Annotated in this window: 16 protein-coding genes; 10 read left to right on the plus strand and 6 right to left on the minus strand. The window is 67.8% G+C overall.

The features are described 5' to 3' along the window. The first annotated feature begins 79 nt into the window (after positions 1-79). From ompR to QTH86_RS02170, 9 genes are all read left to right on the plus strand, one after another. The gene (ompR, locus tag QTH86_RS02130) at positions 80-841 is read left to right on the plus strand and encodes an osmolarity response regulator transcription factor OmpR (protein WP_286646309.1); all 762 of its coding nucleotides are present in this window, start codon (positions 80-82) and stop codon (positions 839-841) included. Continuing rightward, positions 838-2169: an ATP-binding protein gene (locus QTH86_RS02135; protein ID WP_286646308.1), complete on the plus strand. Its 1332-nt coding sequence runs from the start codon at positions 838-840 to the stop codon at positions 2167-2169. Before ompR ends, QTH86_RS02135 begins: the two co-directional genes overlap by 4 nt. 311 nt (positions 2170-2480) lie before the next feature. After that, positions 2481-4070, plus strand: a complete 1590-nt coding sequence (locus QTH86_RS02140) for a peroxidase family protein (RefSeq protein WP_286646307.1) — start codon at positions 2481-2483, stop codon at positions 4068-4070. Positions 4071-4201: 131 nt separating this feature from the next. After that, positions 4202-4759, plus strand: a complete 558-nt coding sequence (locus QTH86_RS02145) for a fasciclin domain-containing protein (protein WP_286646306.1) — start codon at positions 4202-4204, stop codon at positions 4757-4759. Between the two features lie 102 nt (positions 4760-4861). Further along, a complete protein-coding gene (locus QTH86_RS02150; protein ID WP_286646305.1) occupies positions 4862-5467 on the plus strand; it encodes a hypothetical protein in 606 nt (201 codons plus the stop codon). A gap of 31 nt (positions 5468-5498) precedes the next feature. Further along, positions 5499-5951, plus strand: a complete 453-nt coding sequence (locus QTH86_RS02155; RefSeq protein WP_286646304.1) for a hypothetical protein — start codon at positions 5499-5501, stop codon at positions 5949-5951. Positions 5952-5999: 48 nt separating this feature from the next. Continuing rightward, the gene (locus QTH86_RS02160) at positions 6000-6824 is read left to right on the plus strand and encodes an NAD-dependent protein deacetylase (protein ID WP_444813539.1); all 825 of its coding nucleotides are present in this window, start codon (positions 6000-6002) and stop codon (positions 6822-6824) included. Then, complete coding sequence (locus tag QTH86_RS02165) at positions 6821-7096, plus strand: hypothetical protein (RefSeq protein ID WP_286646303.1); 276 nt, start codon at positions 6821-6823, stop codon at positions 7094-7096. Before QTH86_RS02160 ends, QTH86_RS02165 begins: the two co-directional genes overlap by 4 nt. 271 nt (positions 7097-7367) lie before the next feature. Beyond that, on the plus strand, positions 7368-8591 hold the full coding sequence (locus QTH86_RS02170; protein WP_286646302.1) for an NAD(P)-dependent alcohol dehydrogenase: 1224 nt from the start codon (positions 7368-7370) through the stop codon (positions 8589-8591). On the opposite strand, the gene QTH86_RS02175 is transcribed toward QTH86_RS02170, so the two are convergent. Next, positions 8581-9546, minus strand: a complete 966-nt coding sequence (locus QTH86_RS02175) for a LysR family transcriptional regulator (RefSeq protein WP_286646301.1) — start codon at positions 9544-9546, stop codon at positions 8581-8583. The genes QTH86_RS02170 and QTH86_RS02175 overlap by 11 nt on opposite strands. Positions 9547-9698: 152 nt before the next feature. On the opposite strand from QTH86_RS02175, the gene QTH86_RS02180 reads away from it, so the two are divergent. Beyond that, positions 9699-10088: a DUF1330 domain-containing protein gene (locus tag QTH86_RS02180; protein ID WP_286646300.1), complete on the plus strand. Its 390-nt coding sequence runs from the start codon at positions 9699-9701 to the stop codon at positions 10086-10088. 28 nt (positions 10089-10116) lie between these two features. Here the strand turns inward: QTH86_RS02180 and QTH86_RS02185 are convergent, their stop codons facing one another. The 5 genes from QTH86_RS02185 to QTH86_RS02205 all read right to left on the minus strand — a co-directional run bounded on the left by QTH86_RS02185 (position 10117) and on the right by QTH86_RS02205 (position 15979). After that, a complete protein-coding gene (locus QTH86_RS02185; protein ID WP_286646781.1) occupies positions 10117-11100 on the minus strand; it encodes an aldo/keto reductase in 984 nt (327 codons plus the stop codon). 101 nt (positions 11101-11201) lie between these two features. Further along, positions 11202-12296, minus strand: a complete 1095-nt coding sequence (locus tag QTH86_RS02190; protein WP_286646299.1) for an NADH:flavin oxidoreductase/NADH oxidase — start codon at positions 12294-12296, stop codon at positions 11202-11204. Between the two features lie 17 nt (positions 12297-12313). Continuing rightward, positions 12314-14557: a xanthine dehydrogenase family protein molybdopterin-binding subunit gene (locus QTH86_RS02195; protein WP_286646780.1), complete on the minus strand. Its 2244-nt coding sequence runs from the start codon at positions 14555-14557 to the stop codon at positions 12314-12316. A 16-nt stretch (positions 14558-14573) separates the two neighbouring features. After that, a complete protein-coding gene (locus QTH86_RS02200) occupies positions 14574-15047 on the minus strand; it encodes a (2Fe-2S)-binding protein (protein WP_286646298.1) in 474 nt (157 codons plus the stop codon). A 92-nt stretch (positions 15048-15139) separates the two neighbouring features. Continuing rightward, entirely contained in the window at positions 15140-15979 is an 840-nt protein-coding gene (locus QTH86_RS02205) for an SDR family oxidoreductase (RefSeq protein ID WP_286646297.1), read from the minus strand. Between the last annotated feature and the right edge of the window lie 32 nt (positions 15980-16011).

The raw sequence follows: 16011 nt of genomic DNA on the forward strand, positions 1-16011 counted from the left end.
GACAGCCGGGGCGGGCGTGTCATCGTTTGTCATGGTTTCGTGGCGGTACGGTGGGCAGGGCCGCGACTACGATCGCGTCATGACCGCCACACCGGGCCGCATCCTCATCGCCGACGACGAAGCCGACCTGCGCGCGCTGCTGCAGCGTTACCTGGGTGACCAGGGCCTGGTGGTGCGCACCGTCGAAGACGCGCAACCGGTGGAACGGCTGCTGGCCCGCGAGCGCTTCGATGTGCTGGTGCTCGACGTGATGATGCCCGGCGAAGACGGGCTGGCCCTGTGCCGCCGCCTCCGCGCACAGGGCGAGACCATTCCCATCCTGATGCTCACGGCGCGCGGCGACCCCATCGACCGCATCGTCGGCCTGGAGATGGGCGCCGACGACTACCTGCCCAAGCCCTTCACGCCGCGCGAGCTGCTCGCGCGCATCCAGGCGCTGATCCGGCGGCAGCGCGTGCTGGGCGCGCATGCCGGGCCGGCCGCCGACGCCGGCACCGTGCGCTTCGGTGCGTACGCGCTGCACCTGTCGCAGCGCCGGCTCGAACGCGATGGCGAGGACGTGCCCCTGAGCACGGTCGAATTCAAGTTGCTGCAGGCGCTGGCGCAGCACCCGAACCGTTCGCTGGGCCGCGACCGCCTCATGGTGCTGGCCCACGGTCACGACCATGCGGCGACCGACCGCAGCATCGACGTGCAGGTGATGCGACTGCGCAGGCTGATCGAAACCGACCCGGCCCAGCCACGGCACATCCAGACCGTGTGGGGCCAGGGCTATGTCTTCGTGCCCGACGGTCGAGCAGCGGGGCGCGCGTCGGTCCCACCCGCGGGCGACGACGCATGAGGCTGTTCCCGCGCAGCCTGCTGGGCCGCAACGCGCTGCTGATCGTGGCGCTCATCGCGCTGGGGCAACTGGGCGGCGCGCTGCTGGTGCGCCAGATGGTGATCCGTCCCCGCGTCGAGCAGGCGGCCGACAGCGTGGCACGCACCGTCAATGCCTTGCGCGACGGGTTGCGCGCCTTGCCTGCGGCCGAGCGAAACGGCTTCATCGAACGTTTCAATCAGCGCGCGGCGTTGCCCACCGAGCGTGAGGGGACGGGTGCCCGTGCCCGCACGTTGCTCACGCCGATGGAACGCAATTTCGTGCGGGCGGTGTCGGCGCGCATCGCGTCCCAGGGCACCGAGGCCGTGTGGCGGCGCGAGGGCGGCAGTGGCCTCGCGGTGCGCATGACCATCGACGGCACCGACCATTGGATCGCACTGCCCGGCGCCTTGCCGGCACGCGACTTCACCGGTGCCTGGCTCGCCGTCACGGCGGGCAGCGGCCTGCTGGCGGTGATCGGCGCGCTGTGGTTCCAGCGACGGCTCAACCGGCCGCTGGCGCGGGTGGTGCAGGCGGCGAGTGCGCTGGCCGGCGGCCAGGTGCCGCCGCCCTTGCCCGAGGACGGGCCGACCGAGATCGCCACCGTGAGCCGCAGCTTCAATCACTTGGTCGGCAGCCTGCAGCAAACCGAGCGCGAGCGCGCGCTGATGCTCGCCGGCGTGTCGCATGACCTGCGCACGCCGCTGGCGAAACTGCGCCTGGGCGTCGAGATCATGGCGAGGGCCAGCGAACCGGCGGTCAGCGCCAGCATGGTCCGCAGCATCGAGGAGATGGATGCCATCGTCGGCCAGTTTCTGGACTTCGCACGCAGCGAGGCCGACGAGGCGCCGGTGCCCACCTCGCTCGATGCGGTGGCACGCGACGTGGCCGCGAGCAATGCCGACCACGGCCGGGAGGTGGGCCTGGACCTGGGCGATGTACCGGCCACACCCCTGCGCGCCGCCGCGATGCGCCGCGCCATGGTCAACCTGGTCGAGAACGCCTGGCGACACGGACGCGCGCCGGTGCGCATCGCCACGGGCAGCGGCCCGCAAGGCCCGTGGTTCGAGGTGTTCGACCGGGGCCATGGCATCGACCCGGCCGAGGCCGAACGCCTGAAGCAGCCCTTCCGCCGCAGCGCCGGCGATGCGCGCGGCGGGCCGGCGGGGGCCGGGCTGGGGCTGGCCATCGTCCAGCGCGTGGCGCAGGCCCACGGTGGCCGTCTCGAACTGCTGCCGGGAGAGGGCGGCGGGCTGCGGGCGCGGGTGAGCCTGCCGCCGTCCGATCATGGCCTCGGCCGCACGTCGTAACGAACTCCTTCGCGGCTGAAGGGCTCGCACACACGCTGTCACAGCGCGCGTTGCGCGCACGCCAGCACTACCACTTCTGCGAGAGGAGGTCCCCGACTTTCGGGGAGTCGGCCTATGGCCGATGCACGCCGTGGAGGCGTTGGACAAATCGGGTGATGGGCTTTCAATAGGCACGCCTCGATGGGCACGCGGGTATCGCTCGCGCCTTGAGGCCTGCGCTGCATCGGCGTCCGTTCCGCACGGGTGGCCGACACCTCCGCGCCAGCACGCGGAGTTCCACGATGAACGCCCCATCCCGAAGGAGACCCGCCATGAAGAAGACCGCCCCGCCGACGTCCATGCCTGCCACCAAGTCGACCGGTAAATCGCACGCCTCGTCCTCCCCGCTGCCACCACCACGCAGCCACGGCTACAGCACCGCCAACGCCGACCCGGTGCGCAGCAACATGGTCAAGCCCGGCCGCTTCGGCTTCCTGTTTCCCGAGCTGTCCACCAGCCCATGGACCACCGGCAGCCCGACCACCGATGCACAGGTCGCCGAGGAACTGGGCGCCGCGATGCACGCGCCGGTGACCAACCCGACGCCCGGCGTCATCCCGGCGGGCTTCACCTACTTCGGGCAGTTCGTCGACCACGACATCACCTTCGATCCGACCAGCATCGGCGAGAACGCGGTGGATGTGGCGGACCTCGTCAACTTCCGCTCGCCCGCGCTCGACCTGGACAGCCTCTACGGCTCCGGGCCGCGCGACCAGCCCTTCCTCTACCGGCGGCAGACGGACACCAACGCGAACCAGTTCATCCTGGGGCCGGTGAAGGACTCCGGACCGGGGCCGGGCACCGAACTGCCGCAGGTGCATGCGCTCGACGGCGCGGCGTACGACCTGCCGCGCACCTGCTTCCTGCAGGGCGATGCGACGGCCATCCTCGGGGACAAGCGCAACGACGAGAACCTGATCGTCGCGCAGCTGCACCGCACGATGCTGCACTTCCACAATGCCATCTGCCTGGCCTTCCCGGAGAAGTCCTTCCTCGACGTGCGCCGGCTGGTGATCCACCACTACCAGCGCATCCTGCTCAACCAGTTCCTGCCGCTCGTCGTGGGGCAGCAGGCGGTCGACGATGCGATGACCGAACTGAAGTTCTATCGCATCGGCCCCGGCGAGCTGGCCACCGAGCCCTTCATTCCGCTCGAGTTCTCGGGGGCGGCGTACCGCTTCGGCCACAGCATGGTGCGCTCGAAGTACGAGTTCAACCGCGTGTTCGCCGCGGGCACCGACTTCCGTCTGGCCTTCGCCTTCACCGGCGACGGCTTTGCTACGGCGCCTGGCGGTCCGCTGCTGCAGTACCCGACGAACTGGCTGCTCGACTTCAGCGGCTTCTTCCCGGACCTGGGCCGCACGCCGCAGATGGCCTCGGCGATCGACGCGTCGATCTCCGACCAGTTGATCATCGGTGGACCGACGGGGCGCCCGCTGGCCGCCCTCAACCTGCTGCGCGGCTCGATGCACTACAAGCTGCCCACCGGCCAGGCCGTGGCCGGCCGCATGGGCATGCCACTGCTGACCAAGGCCGAACTGGAGAGCGGCACCGGCGGCGCGGTGATCAAGAAGTTCAACATCGGCGAACACACGCCGCTGTGGTTCTATCTGCTCAAGGAAGCCGAGGTGAAGGCCGGCAGCCAGCACCTCGGGCCGACCGGCGCAGCGATCGTCGCGGAGGTGTTCGTCGGCCTGCTGAAGGACGACCCCGAGAGCCTGCTGGGCAATCCGCCCAAGCCCGGCGAGGAACTCCCGTCGGCCGATGGCCGCTTCAAGATCAGCGACCTCTTCAACTTCACGGAGAAGCACAAGGGCCAGGGCAACATCCCGGCCGCGGGGGTGATCAACCCGCTGGCGTAGCGGTCTAGGACGTAGGAGAGGGCCGCGCGAAGCGCTGCAGCGCGGCGCGTTGGAATCCAGGCGCGGACCCGCTGCGTATGAGTGGATGTCGCCGCGCATCTCCGTGGCGGCACATCCAACAGGAGACATCCATGCCACGCAATTTCTCGCACCTCGCTTCCCTCACGCTCGCCGCCGCGCTCTCGGTGGGGGCCGTCACCGCCTACGCCCAGGTGATGGTCGGCGGCGCGCCGATGTACGCCAACAAGGACATCATCGACAACGCGGTCAATTCGAAGGACCACACCACGCTGGTCGCCGCGGTCAAGGCCGCAGGCCTGGTCGACACGCTCAAGGGACCGGGCCCGTTCACGGTCTTCGCGCCGACCAACGAAGCCTTCGCGGCCCTGCCGGCCGGTACCGTCGACACGCTGCTCAAGCCCGAGAACAAGGCCACGCTGACAAGCATCCTCACCTACCACGTGGTGCCGGGCAAGATCGACGCCAAGATGCTCATGAAGATGATGGAAGACGGCAAGGGCACCACGTCGTTCAAGACCGTGGCCGGCGGCACGCTCGTCGCCAAGACCAGCGGCGGCAAGGTGATGGTCACCGACGAGAAGGGCGGTACCGCCACCGTGACCATCGCCGACGTGGTGCAGTCGAACGGCGTGATCCACGTGGTGGACAAGGTGCTGCTGCCGAAGTAAGGACGGCCACGGGCCGCGCTGCGCAACGGTGGCGTATAGCCGCCGTGTGCGGCGCGGTCACTACACTCGACGTTCGTCCCCAACCAACGTCGTTCGCATCGCATGGAATTCTTCACCCTGGTGGTCTTCGTCGCCATCGGCCTCTACGTGCTCAAGGCCACGGACCAGGCCCGCCGCATCCGCCTGCTGAGCGGCCACCTGGGCCACTACCAGATCGAGAAGCTGATGGAGACGCTGACCGAGGGCTACCTGCGCTGCCTGGGCGAGAACGACGCAGAACGGCAGGCGCAGATCTGGTCGCTGCTGGCGCAGAGCGAGCAGAGCCTCGCATCGCAGTTCGAACGGTTCGCGGGCGACTTCGCCAAGGTCGACGCGGCGCAGGCGCGCGTCAGCAAGCTGCCGATCGCGGTTCCGATGGTCGACCGCCTGCTGCCGGCCATGACCTTCGATGCGCGCGAGGCCTTCGCGATCCATGCGCGCGGCATCGCCGACGCTGCGGCCAACGTCGCGGGCCAGAGCCCCAAAGCCAAGGCCTTCACGATGTCGGCCGAGCTCTTTCTCATGCAGCACACCTGCCACTGGTTCTGCCGTTCGCGCGCGGTGGCCTCGGCCCGCATCCAGCTGCGCCATCAAACCTCGCACGCGATGGCGCTGGCCTCGGTGTCGCCGAAGACGCGCGAGGCCTATCGCGCGCTGACCGGCGTCTGATCGCCGATCGCCCACGAAGAAAGGCACCGCCATGTCCCTGACCGACCATCTCCAGATTCCACGACCCCAGCCCGACGGCAGCTTCGCCGCACCGGTACCACCGCCGGCCGACAGTGCGGCCGATGCGCTGCGCGACGCCCAGGCGAAGCATGAGGCACTGGCCGAGCAGCTCGACGCGGTCAACGAGCTGCTGGCCAAGCCGCTCAACGAGATCCTGGCCGACCGCGAACGCTTCAAGGAAGCGGCCGCGGCGTGGGATGCCTTCGGCGCCATGTGGATGCTGTCGCAGCGCGCCATGAAGCGCGTGGCGCTCGACCTGGCCGCGCAGGTGGGCGTCAGCGAGGAGGAGGTGGTCGCCCGCGCACTGGTGCAGGCCAACGCGGTGCTCAACGGCGACGGCGTGGACCTGGGCGGCCTCGTCGCCGAGGCGCAACTCGCGCACATCGAGCGGCACAAGCCCTTCCTGCGCAAGCAGTTCCGGTAGAGCCCCGACGCCTGCGCGGCAAGGCCCGTCGCCGTATCCTCCACCGCCATGGATTCCTCCGCCTCGCTCACCGATTTCGCCGAGCGCCATCCCCGCCTCTTCGTGCTGACAGGCGCCGGCTGCAGCACCGACTCGGGCATCCCCGATTACCGCGACGTCAACGGCGACTGGAAGCGGCCGTCGCCGGTCACCTTCCAGGCCTTCACCGGCGACGAACGCACGCGCCGCCGCTACTGGGCACGCAGCCTGGTCGGCTGGCCGACCATGGCGACCGCACGGCCCGGTGCCGCGCACCATGCGCTGGCCCGGCTCGAGGCCGCAGGCCGTGTCGGGATGCTGCTCACGCAGAACGTCGACGGCCTGCACGAGGCCGCCGGCAGCCGCCACACCATCGACCTGCACGGGCGCATCGACACCGTGCGCTGCCTCGGCTGCGAGACGCGCACGCCGCGCGCAGAACTGCAGCGGACATTGCGTGCGCGCAATCCCGCCTGGGCCGCACTGGAGGCGGGCGCCGCACCGGACGGCGACGCCGACCTCGAAGGCCAGGACTTCGCCGCCTTCGACGTGCCCGACTGCCCGCTGTGCGGCGGCATGCTCAAGCCCGACGTGGTGTTCTTCGGCGAGAGCGTGCCGCGCGAGCGCGTGCAGGCTGCCTTCGACGCGCTGGCCGCCGCCGACGCGGTACTGGTCGCCGGTTCGTCGCTGATGGTCTACTCGGGCTTCCGCTTCGTCCAGGCCGCCGTCTCGGCGGGCAAGCCGGTGGCCGCCGTCAACCTCGGCCGCACGCGGGCGGACGAACTGCTGACGCTGAAGGTCGCGCAGCCGGTCGGCGAAGCCTTGACGGCGCTGGCGACGCACCTCGACACATGAGCGTCAAGGCGCTGCGATCGACCTTCGGTGACCGCTGCCACTGGTGCGGGCTGGCGATGGATTTCGCCGAACCGCACGGCCGGCCGGAGTCGGCCACCATCGAGCACCTCAACGACGCCACCCTGGGCAGCGTGCGCACGCAGAAGCACCGGCGCCTGGCGCATGGGGCCTGCAATCAGGCGCGCAACGCCTTCCGCATGGACGCCGAACGCGCCTTCGCCGCGTGGGTGGCCGAGCGTGTCGCCGACGCTGCGGCAGCGCAGGACCGCTGAGAGCCGGTTCTTCAAGCGGCGGTCGAGGTCTGTTGGGGAACGGATTCGAAAACAGACGCCGCACGACTACGTGTGTCGAACGCCCGCCGCCGAGCCCCGGATCGGGATGCATTGCTGCACGCCTTGCAACGATCCACTGCTGCGGCGCTGCTGTGCAACCGGTGACACCGTCCCGACACTTGGCACTCCCTTGCACACCTGGGCGAATCGTTCGGCGTGCGCAATTTTGAAGCGGGCCCTTTCACGAGAGACGGATCCACGGAGCGAGACCATGTGCATCAAGTGCGGCGATTCGAACCACGACGGGCGTGCGGGGCTGCGAGAACGGCGCCAGCTCCTTTTCACGGGTTTGGGGCTGGCCGCCGCACCGCTGTTGGGCGGTGTGCCTCTTAGCGCTCGGGCCCAGCAGTCGCCTGCCGCCGCGGTCGGCTCGAACCTGGGCGCTTCGTCGGTGCGGGCCTGGGGTATGGCCGCGGCAGGCGCAGCCCTTGGTCCCTTGCAGATCCCGCGCCGCGCGGTCGGGCCCAAGGATGTCCTGATCGATGTTCTGTATTGCGGCGTCTGCCACACCGACATTCACATCGCGCGTGGTGACTGGGGCCCGCCGTCCTATCCGCTGGTGCCAGGCCATGAATTCGTTGGTCGCGTCGTTGCGGTGGGCGACGAGGTTCGCCGTTTCAAGGTCGGTGACGCGGCGGGCGTGGGTTGCATGGTGAATTCGTGCGGCACCTGCGACAACTGCAAGGCCGGTATCGAGCAGTTCTGCCTGAACGGCAACACGCTGACCTACAACGGGCCCGACCGGGTCCACGGCGGGCACACCCTGGGCGGTTATTCGGAACGCATCGTCGTCACCGAGCGCTTTGTCATCACCATTCCTCCAGGTGCCGATCTCGCCGCTACCGCACCCTTGCTCTGCGCCGGGGTGACGACCTTCTCGCCGATGCAGCACTGGAAGCTGGAAGCGGGCCAACGCGTGGGCGTCATCGGCCTCGGCGGTTTGGGGCACATGGCGCTGAAGTTGGCCGTGGCGCGAAGCGCCGATGTCACTGTCTTCACCACCTCGCCGGGCAAGGTCGCGGACGCGCAGCGCATGGGTGCACGCGAAGTCGTACTGCCGAGCGATTCGGTTGCCATGCAGCGTCTGGCCAGCAAGTTCGACCTGCTGATCGCGACGGTGCCCAGCTCCTATGCGGTCCAACCGTTCATGAACCTCTTGAAAGTGGACGGCACCTTGGTGAACCTCGGTTCGTTCGATCCATTGCAGGAAGTGCGCGGCGCCGGATTGATCCGGGGTCGCCGCAGCCTGGCCGGATCGCTGATCGGCGGCGTTGCCGAGACGCAGCAAGTGGTGGACTACTGCGCCCAGCGCAACATCCAGGCCGAGATCGAACTGATCCGACCGGATCAGATCGCCCAAGCCTTCGATCGCGTGGTGAAGAAGGATGTGCGCTACCGGTTCGTGATCGACGTGAAGGCGGGCCTCAGCGCCTGAGCGAGCCGTCGGCCGCAGGCACGAACGGCAGCTTGTTCGAATCACCGATGAGCGCCTGCAGCTCCTCACGCAGGAAATCGACCACCACGCGCACGCGCCGGGGGAGGTGCTCGCGCGAGGCGAACAGCAGCCAGACGCCGTTGTCGAAGGTGGTCGACGTGGCTTCGTACTGCGGAAACAGATCGACCAGGCGACCGGCTGCGATGTCGGGGTCGACCAGCCAGTCGGCCAGCAACACCGGCCCGAGTCCGTCTACCGCTGCCTCCAGCAGCGACAACGCCGACGAGGCTGCCAGCCACCCGCCGATAGCGACCACCTCGATGTCCGCGTCGGGAGCGCCCCTTGCCTTGAACGACCACGCGCTCTGGAAGCCAGGCAGGGCGAAGCGCAAGCAGTCGCGGTGCGACAACTCGGCTGGCACCTTGGGTCGACCGTGCCGTGAGATGTACTTGGGGCTTGCGCAGACGCGAAAGCGAAGTTTAGCGAGCCGGACACCGATCAGCGATCCATCCACGGTGGGGCTCTGCCGCAGTGCGATGTCCACTTGCTGGCCGATCAGGTCGACCACCATGTCCGTGAAGCGGATGTCCAACTGGAGGCCGGGATACTGCGCGTGAAGCTTGCTCAAGAGCGGCAACACCAGCTTCTGCCCGAGTGCCACCGACGCGGTCAGCCGCACCAGTCCACAAATCTCGCCCGTACTGACACGCACGTCGTCCGAGGCGGCGTCGAGTTCGTCCATCAGTTGGCTGACGCGTCCGAAGTAGGCCGCCCCCGATTCGGTCAACGTCAGTTTGCGCGTGGTTCTGTGCATCAGCCGTGCGCCCAGCTCGGCCTCCAGGGCCGCCACGGCACGGGTCACCTGCGACGAGGCGAGATCCAGCCGGCGAGCCGCCGCAGCGAAACTGCCTTGGCGCACGACCTCGATGAAAGTTCGCAGATGCTGTGTGTCCATGGAAAGCTGTCGTGTGAATGTCACGCGTTCATTGCTGCGCAATGAACAGGGATCCATTGCACCTCATCGCCTTGGCGGACAGTGTGCGTCAGGGCAGAGTCGGGCGGCCGGCACATGACGCCGCGCCCAATACCCTTCAAAGGAAGCTCTTGATGCTGTCTCGCAAATCGTGTGCCACCGTTGCGCTGGCCGCTGCCCTCGCGGCCTTGTCGCTCCACGGCGCACAGGGGCAAACCAACCCTTCGGCGGAAGGTCCGGCCATCTACGTGTCCGAGTTCGAGATCACGGACCCCGAAGGCATGGCGCCGTACCGCGCCCAGGTCGACGCGACCTTCGCGCCGTTCGGGGGCCGCTACATCGTGCGGGGCGGCCATGTCGTGTCGCAAGAGGGCACGCCCAACAAGCGCATTGTCATGATCGAGTTCCCGAGCATGGCGCAAGCGCTGGCGTGGTACGACTCTCCCGCGTATGCAGCGCTGAAGCCCATTCGACACAAGTCGGCCACCTCGCGCGTCTACACCGTGCAAGGCACGCCCCGCTGATCGTTTCCAAGACCACCAGATCGCTCGGTCAGTGGTCGACGAATTCCATCTGCGCTTCGTTCATGCGGCCGCCCTGTACTGCGATTCGTGCAAAGGCGGTGTCGAGTTCGTGCATGTCTTCTTGCGTCAAACGCAAGTCGATGGCGCCAAGGTTCTCCCGCAAGTGCACCGGATTCCGGGTGCCTGGGATCGGAACGATCCAGGGTTTGCGGGCCATCAACCAGGCCAGGGCCACTTGCGCGGGTGTGGCCTCTTTCCTGGAAGCGAAGCCGCGCAGCAGATCCACGATGGGTCGGTTCGAGGCCAGGGCGTCCGGCTTGAACCGGTCGAAGCCGGCGCGCAGATCCGTCTTCTCGTCGAGCCTGGTGCGCGCATCGAGCGCGCCGGTGAGGTAGCCCATTCCCACCGGTCCCCAGGGGACGAACCCGATGCCGAGTTCTTCGCAGGTGGCCAGGACACCGTTGCGCTCGGGGCTGCGCTCCATGAACGAGTATTCGGTCTGCACGGCAGACACAACCTGAACGGCGTGTGCTCGCCGAATCGTCTTCGCGCTGGCCTCCGACAGGCCGAAGTGACGCACCTTGCCTTGCTGAATGAGGTCTTTGACCGCGCCGGCCACGTCTTCGATGGGCACGTTGGGATCGACACGGTGCTGGTAGAAGAGATCGATGTGGTCGGTCTTCAGCCGCTTGAGCGACGCTTCGGCAACCTTCCTGATCTGCGTTGGGCGACTGTTGAGGCCACCGCCCGGCTGCTCGAGCTCGAAGCCGAACTTCGTGGCGATGACGACCTGGTCGCGGATGGGCTTGAGCGCGACGCCGACCAGCTCTTCGTTGGTGTAGGGGCCATACACCTCGGCCGTGTCGAAAAAGCTCACGCCCAGCGCGTGGGCCAGTCGCAGCGTCTGGATCCCCTGTGCAGGGTCGGCCGGGGGGCCGTAATTGGCGCTGATGCTCATGCATCCGGCGCCCATCGCGGAGACCTCGAGGGTTCCGAGTTTGCGTCGAGTCATGGTTCCTTTTTCCTTTTCGTTGACAGCCGCAGCCCACGTCGACGAAGCAGCGGCCCACCCGGCCGAAGCCATGGCGGCGCCTACCAGCACATCGCGGCGCTTCATGGGGTGGCCCAGTTTTCGAGCCAATACGCATAGGGGCTTGGCAGCACCCACGATGGCTTTGGAAGATCAAGCGCGCGCGCCGCCTGTTGCGTCCAGTGCGGGTTGTCGAGAAAGCGCCGCGCGAACATCACCAGGTCGAGCTGGCCCTTGCGCACGAAGCCGTCCGCTTCCTTTGCGTCGGTGATGAGCCAACTGGTGGCCACCGGCAATCCGGTTTCTCGACGGACGCGTTCGGCCACGGGCACCAGCATGTTCGGTGCCCAGGGCACTGGCGACAGGGTGGAAAAGCCGATACCGACATCCACCAGATCCAGCCCTGCCGCCTTGAGGTGCGCGAGGACCTCGATGGACTCCGCCAAGTTCATGCCGTCGTCACCATCGAACTCCAGCACGCCCAATCTTGCCGTGAGCGGAAGTGACGCCGGCCACACCTGCCGCACCGCGGCAACCGTTTCGACGAGGAACCTAGCGCGGTTCTCCAGGCTGCCGCCGTAGGCGTCGTCGCGTGCGTTGAAATGTTTCGACAGAAAGCTCTGTGCGAGGAAGCCGTGCGCAAAATGCAATTCCAGCCATTGGAAGCCCGCGTCATGCGTGCGCTGCGCCGCATCCACGAAGTCTTGCTGAACCCGGCGGATGTCGGCCCCTGTCATGGCGCGAGGCAGATGGGGTTGCTCGGCGATCAATGGCAATGCGGAAGGCGCGATGGGTTCCCAATGGGCCGGGTCCGCTTTCGGCAGTGGTGCCCCGCCTTCCCAGGGCGGCGTACAGCCCGCCTTGCGTCCCGCATGGCCGAGTTGAATACCTGGCACCGCACCCGCATCGGCAATCGACCGGGCCACGGCGGCCAGGCCCTGGACGTGCGCATCGCTCCAGAGCCCGAGATCTCCGGGCGTGATGCGGCCTTCAGGCGAGACGGCGGTCGCCTCGACCACCACCAGGCCGGCACCGCCGCGCGCCAGGCTGGTGTAGTGCGGCAGGTGCCAGTCGGTCACCAAGCCCTCTCTGGCCATGTACTGGCACATCGGCGAGACGGCCAGCCGGTTGCGAAGGGTGATGCCCTTCAAGGTGTACGGGTCGAACAATCCAGGCACGAGGCGTTCCTTCGGGTTTACAGGTTGAACGGCAGCTGACGCACGGGCTTGCCGGTCAGCTGCGCGATGGCATTGGCGAAGGCGGGTGCCAGCGGCGGCAGGCCCGGCTCGCCGATGCCCTTCGGTGGCTCCGCACTCGGCACGATGTGCACGGCGAACTCCGGCATGTCGGTGATCCGCGGCACGACGAAGTCGCCGAAATTGCTTTGCTGCACGACGCCATCCTTCAACGTGATGGCGGCACCCGGCAGGCACATCGACAGGCCCATGAGCCCGGCGCCTTGTATCTGGGCTTCCACGCTGCGCGGGTTGATGGCCAGGTTGCAATGCACGCCCGCCGTGGCACGGTGCAGCACCGGCTGGCCGTCCTTGACCGATGCCTCGACGACGTAGGCCACCACCGTCTCGAAAGACTCGTGCACCGCCACGCCCCAGGCGCGGCCGTCGGGCAGTTTCGTCTTGCCGTAACCGCTCCTGTCCACCGCCATCTGCAGCGCGGCGCGGTGGCGCGGATGCTTGTCGCCGAAGAGCGCCATCCGGTAGGCCACCGGGTCCTGCTTCGTGGTGCGGGCGATGTCGTCGAGCAGGGTCTCCATGACGAAGGCAGTGTGCGTGGAGCCCACGCTGCGCCACCACAGCACCGGCACGTTGAGCTTGGGATGGTGCACGGTCAGGCGCATCGGCAGGTCGTACGGCTCGCGCATGCCCTCCGTGGCCGAGGCGTCGATCCCGTCCTTCACCTGGAACGATTCGAAGACCGTTCCCGCAAGAATGGACTGGCCGACGAGGACGTGGTCCCAGGCCAGCACCTTGCCGCGCTCGTCGAAACCGATGCTTGCGCGGTGCAGGTGCGTGGGGCGGTAGTAGCCGCCCTTGATGTCGTCCTCACGGCTCCAGAGCAGGCGCACCGGCACATTCAGGCCGGCGGTGCGCGCGCCCTTGGCGATCTCGCAAGCCTCGACCACGTAATCGCTCGTGCCCACGAAGCGCCGGCCAAAGCCACCGCCCGCCACCTGCACGTGCACCTTCACCTGTTCAGGCTTCAGGCCGAGCGTCTTCGCCGCCGCGCCGGCGTCCAGCCCGGCGCTTTGGGTGCCGACCCACAGTTCGGCGCTGTCTGCGGTCAACCGCACGGTGCAGTTCAGCGGTTCCATCGGCGCGTGCGCCAGGTAGGGGAACAGGATCTCGGCGTCGATCCGGTGTGGCGCCTTGTCCAGTGCGGACATGTCCGCGTCGTACTTGCGCGGGCCAGGCTGCTTGGCCAGTTCCCGGAACTGGGCCAGCTGCTTTTCGCTGTCCACCTTCTCCACGGCGGCCGTGTCCCATTGCAGCTTGAGCGCATCGCGCCCGAGCTTGGCCGGCCAGTAGCCATCGGCCACCACGGCCACGCCTTTGCCGCCCCCGTCCACCGGAATGCGCAACACCGCTTTCACGCCCTTCACGGCGCGTGCCGCGCTGTCGTCCACCGAGGTCAGCCGGCCACCGAAGACCGGCGGACGCGCCACCACGGCGGTGAGCTGGCCTGGATGCTTGACGTCGATGCCGAAGTCCTGACGCCCGCTGCTCTTGGCGCGGGCATCCAGGCGCGTGGTCGGCTTGCCGATGATGCGAAACTCCTTCGGGTCTTTCAACGTGACCTTCTCGGGCACCGGGAGCGCCATGGCAGCCTCGGCCAGTTCGCCATAGCTCGCCTTGCGCCCACCGGGGCCCAGCACCGTACCGGCCTGCGTGCGCAGCCTGGCGACATCGACGTTCCACTTCTGGGCGGCAGCGGACAGCAGCATGGTCCGCGCGCGCGCGCCGAGCTCGCGGTACTGCGTGTAGCTGTTCTTGATCGAGTTGGAGCCGCCGGTCAGGTGCATCCCGAACAGGGGGTCGTGATACGCGGCGTCGTTGGTGCCGCTCTTGCTTCGCACCAGGCGCCAGTCCGCGTCGAGCTCCTCGGCCAGGATCATCGGCAGGCCGGTCTGCACGCCCTGGCCGAATTCCAGCCGGTTGATGGTCACGGTGACCTCGCCATTGGGCGCGATCTGCAGGAAGGCCGAGGGTTGCTGCGTTGGCTTCAGCGCTGCATCGGGCCTCGCTGCGCCATTGGCCTGCGCCACGGCCAGATGGGGAAAGGTGCCGATCGCGAGGCCGCTGATGCCGGCCATCTTGAGGAAGCTTCTGCGAGGCAGCGCCGCGGGTCCTTCAGGCGGGGCTGCGGCCATCAGGTGTTGCAGGGCACGCGGGAGTTCGCTGGGGTCGATCGGGGTGGGCATCATGGCGAGGACTCCTTCAGGCGAGGGTTTGGGCGGCATCGGCCACCGCGGCACGGATGCGTGCATAGGTACCGCAGCGGCAAATGTTGCCCGCCATGGCTGCGTCGATGTCGGCGGCCGAGGGCTGCTTGCCCTTGGGCTGCGACTTGAGGAATGCCGTGGCGCTCATGATCTGGCCGCTCTGGCAGTAGCCGCACTGCGCCACGTCGTGCTTGACCCAGGCGGCGTGGACCGCAGCACCGACCGGGTCGCGGCCGTCGGTCGCGGCCTCGATGGTGACGATCTTCTTGCCTTCGACGGCAGAGATGGGCGTGACGCACGAACGGATGGCCTGGCCGTCCAGATGGACGGTGCAGGCGCCACACAGGGCCGCCCCGCAGCCGAACTTGGTGCCGGTCATGCCCAGCGAATCGCGCAGGGCCCAGAGGACGGGTGTGCCGGGGTCGACGTCGACCGTGTGGTCGCGGCCATTGATGTTCAGCGTGCTCATGTGGGTTTCTCAGTAAAAGGTGGGGAAACGGGACGCAGGGCCGGCAGCGGCGCGAGCACCGGGGTTCATGGCGGCGACGCTCGTTGCTCGGATCAGAAACGCCCTGCCGTGGACTTCGAGAGCGCATCGAACGCATGCACCGCTTTCAGCCGGGCCTCGACGGCGGGCACGATCATGTCGATCGCATCGGCGCCTGCGACGAAGAGGCGCGGCGGCCTGTCCATGCGGGAGAGCTCCACCAGAACCCCGCCGAGCTTCTCAGGGTCGCCGGGCTGCTGGCCCGCGTACGGGGACCACATCGCCTGAGCACTCACCTCGGCTGCCGCGTAGTCATCGACACGGCGACTCGTCCAATGAACGTTGCTGGCGTCGAGCAGGCTGGTGCGGAAGAAACCGGGCTCGACGACGGTGACCTGGATGCCGAACTTCTCGACTTCCTCGGCGACCGACAGCGACAACCCCTCCACGGCGAACTTGCTCGCACCATAGGCGCTGCAGTGTTTCATCCCGACGACGCCGGCCACCGAGCTCATGTTGATGATGTGGCCCGAGCGTTGTTTGCGCATGACCGGCAATACGGCGCGCATCACATGGGCCACTCCCCAGAAGTTGGTGGCGAACTGACGCTCGATCTCTTTCGTCGTCAGTTCCTCGAAGTTGCCGACCAAGCTGTAGCCCGCGTTGTTCAACAACACATCGACACGGCCGAACTTCTGCATGGCCTGATCGACGGCGACAGACGCTTGCGCCTCGTCGGACACGTCCAGCTGCGCCAGCGCCAGATGGTCGTTCTCTACCTCACTGAAGGCGCTGCGAAGCTTCTGCAGATTCCTGCCCGTCGCAACGAAGCGATCGCCCGCCGCGAGGGCGGCCTTGACGGTGCCCGCGCCGATGCCGCTGCCCGCACCGGTGATCAACCAAACTTTGCTCATGATGTATTCCTTGCGACGGCTCGGGATTGCTG

This window comes from Variovorax sp. J2L1-78, from assembly GCF_030317205.1.
Lineage (GTDB): Bacteria > Pseudomonadota > Gammaproteobacteria > Burkholderiales > Burkholderiaceae_C > Variovorax > Variovorax arabinosiphilus.

Excerpts from the sequence above, each read along its gene's own strand:
- ompR (WP_286646309.1), top strand. The coding sequence starts at position 80 with ATGACCGCCACACCGGGCCGCATCCTCATCGCCGACGACGAAGCCGAC.
- QTH86_RS02135 (WP_286646308.1), top strand. The coding sequence starts at position 838 with ATGAGGCTGTTCCCGCGCAGCCTGCTGGGCCGCAACGCGCTGCTGATC.
- QTH86_RS02140 (WP_286646307.1), top strand. The coding sequence starts at position 2,481 with ATGAAGAAGACCGCCCCGCCGACGTCCATGCCTGCCACCAAGTCGACC.
- QTH86_RS02145 (WP_286646306.1), top strand. The coding sequence starts at position 4,202 with ATGCCACGCAATTTCTCGCACCTCGCTTCCCTCACGCTCGCCGCCGCG.
- QTH86_RS02150 (WP_286646305.1), top strand. The coding sequence starts at position 4,862 with ATGGAATTCTTCACCCTGGTGGTCTTCGTCGCCATCGGCCTCTACGTG.
- QTH86_RS02155 (WP_286646304.1), top strand. The coding sequence starts at position 5,499 with ATGTCCCTGACCGACCATCTCCAGATTCCACGACCCCAGCCCGACGGC.
- QTH86_RS02160 (WP_444813539.1), top strand. The coding sequence starts at position 6,000 with ATGGATTCCTCCGCCTCGCTCACCGATTTCGCCGAGCGCCATCCCCGC.
- QTH86_RS02165 (WP_286646303.1), top strand. The coding sequence starts at position 6,821 with ATGAGCGTCAAGGCGCTGCGATCGACCTTCGGTGACCGCTGCCACTGG.
- QTH86_RS02170 (WP_286646302.1), top strand. The coding sequence starts at position 7,368 with ATGTGCATCAAGTGCGGCGATTCGAACCACGACGGGCGTGCGGGGCTG.
- QTH86_RS02175 (WP_286646301.1), bottom strand. The coding sequence starts at position 9,546 with ATGGACACACAGCATCTGCGAACTTTCATCGAGGTCGTGCGCCAAGGC.
- QTH86_RS02180 (WP_286646300.1), top strand. The coding sequence starts at position 9,699 with ATGCTGTCTCGCAAATCGTGTGCCACCGTTGCGCTGGCCGCTGCCCTC.
- QTH86_RS02185 (WP_286646781.1), bottom strand. The coding sequence starts at position 11,100 with ATGACTCGACGCAAACTCGGAACCCTCGAGGTCTCCGCGATGGGCGCC.
- QTH86_RS02195 (WP_286646780.1), bottom strand. The coding sequence starts at position 14,557 with ATGCCCACCCCGATCGACCCCAGCGAACTCCCGCGTGCCCTGCAACAC.
- QTH86_RS02200 (WP_286646298.1), bottom strand. The coding sequence starts at position 15,047 with ATGAGCACGCTGAACATCAATGGCCGCGACCACACGGTCGACGTCGAC.
- QTH86_RS02205 (WP_286646297.1), bottom strand. The coding sequence starts at position 15,979 with ATGAGCAAAGTTTGGTTGATCACCGGTGCGGGCAGCGGCATCGGCGCG.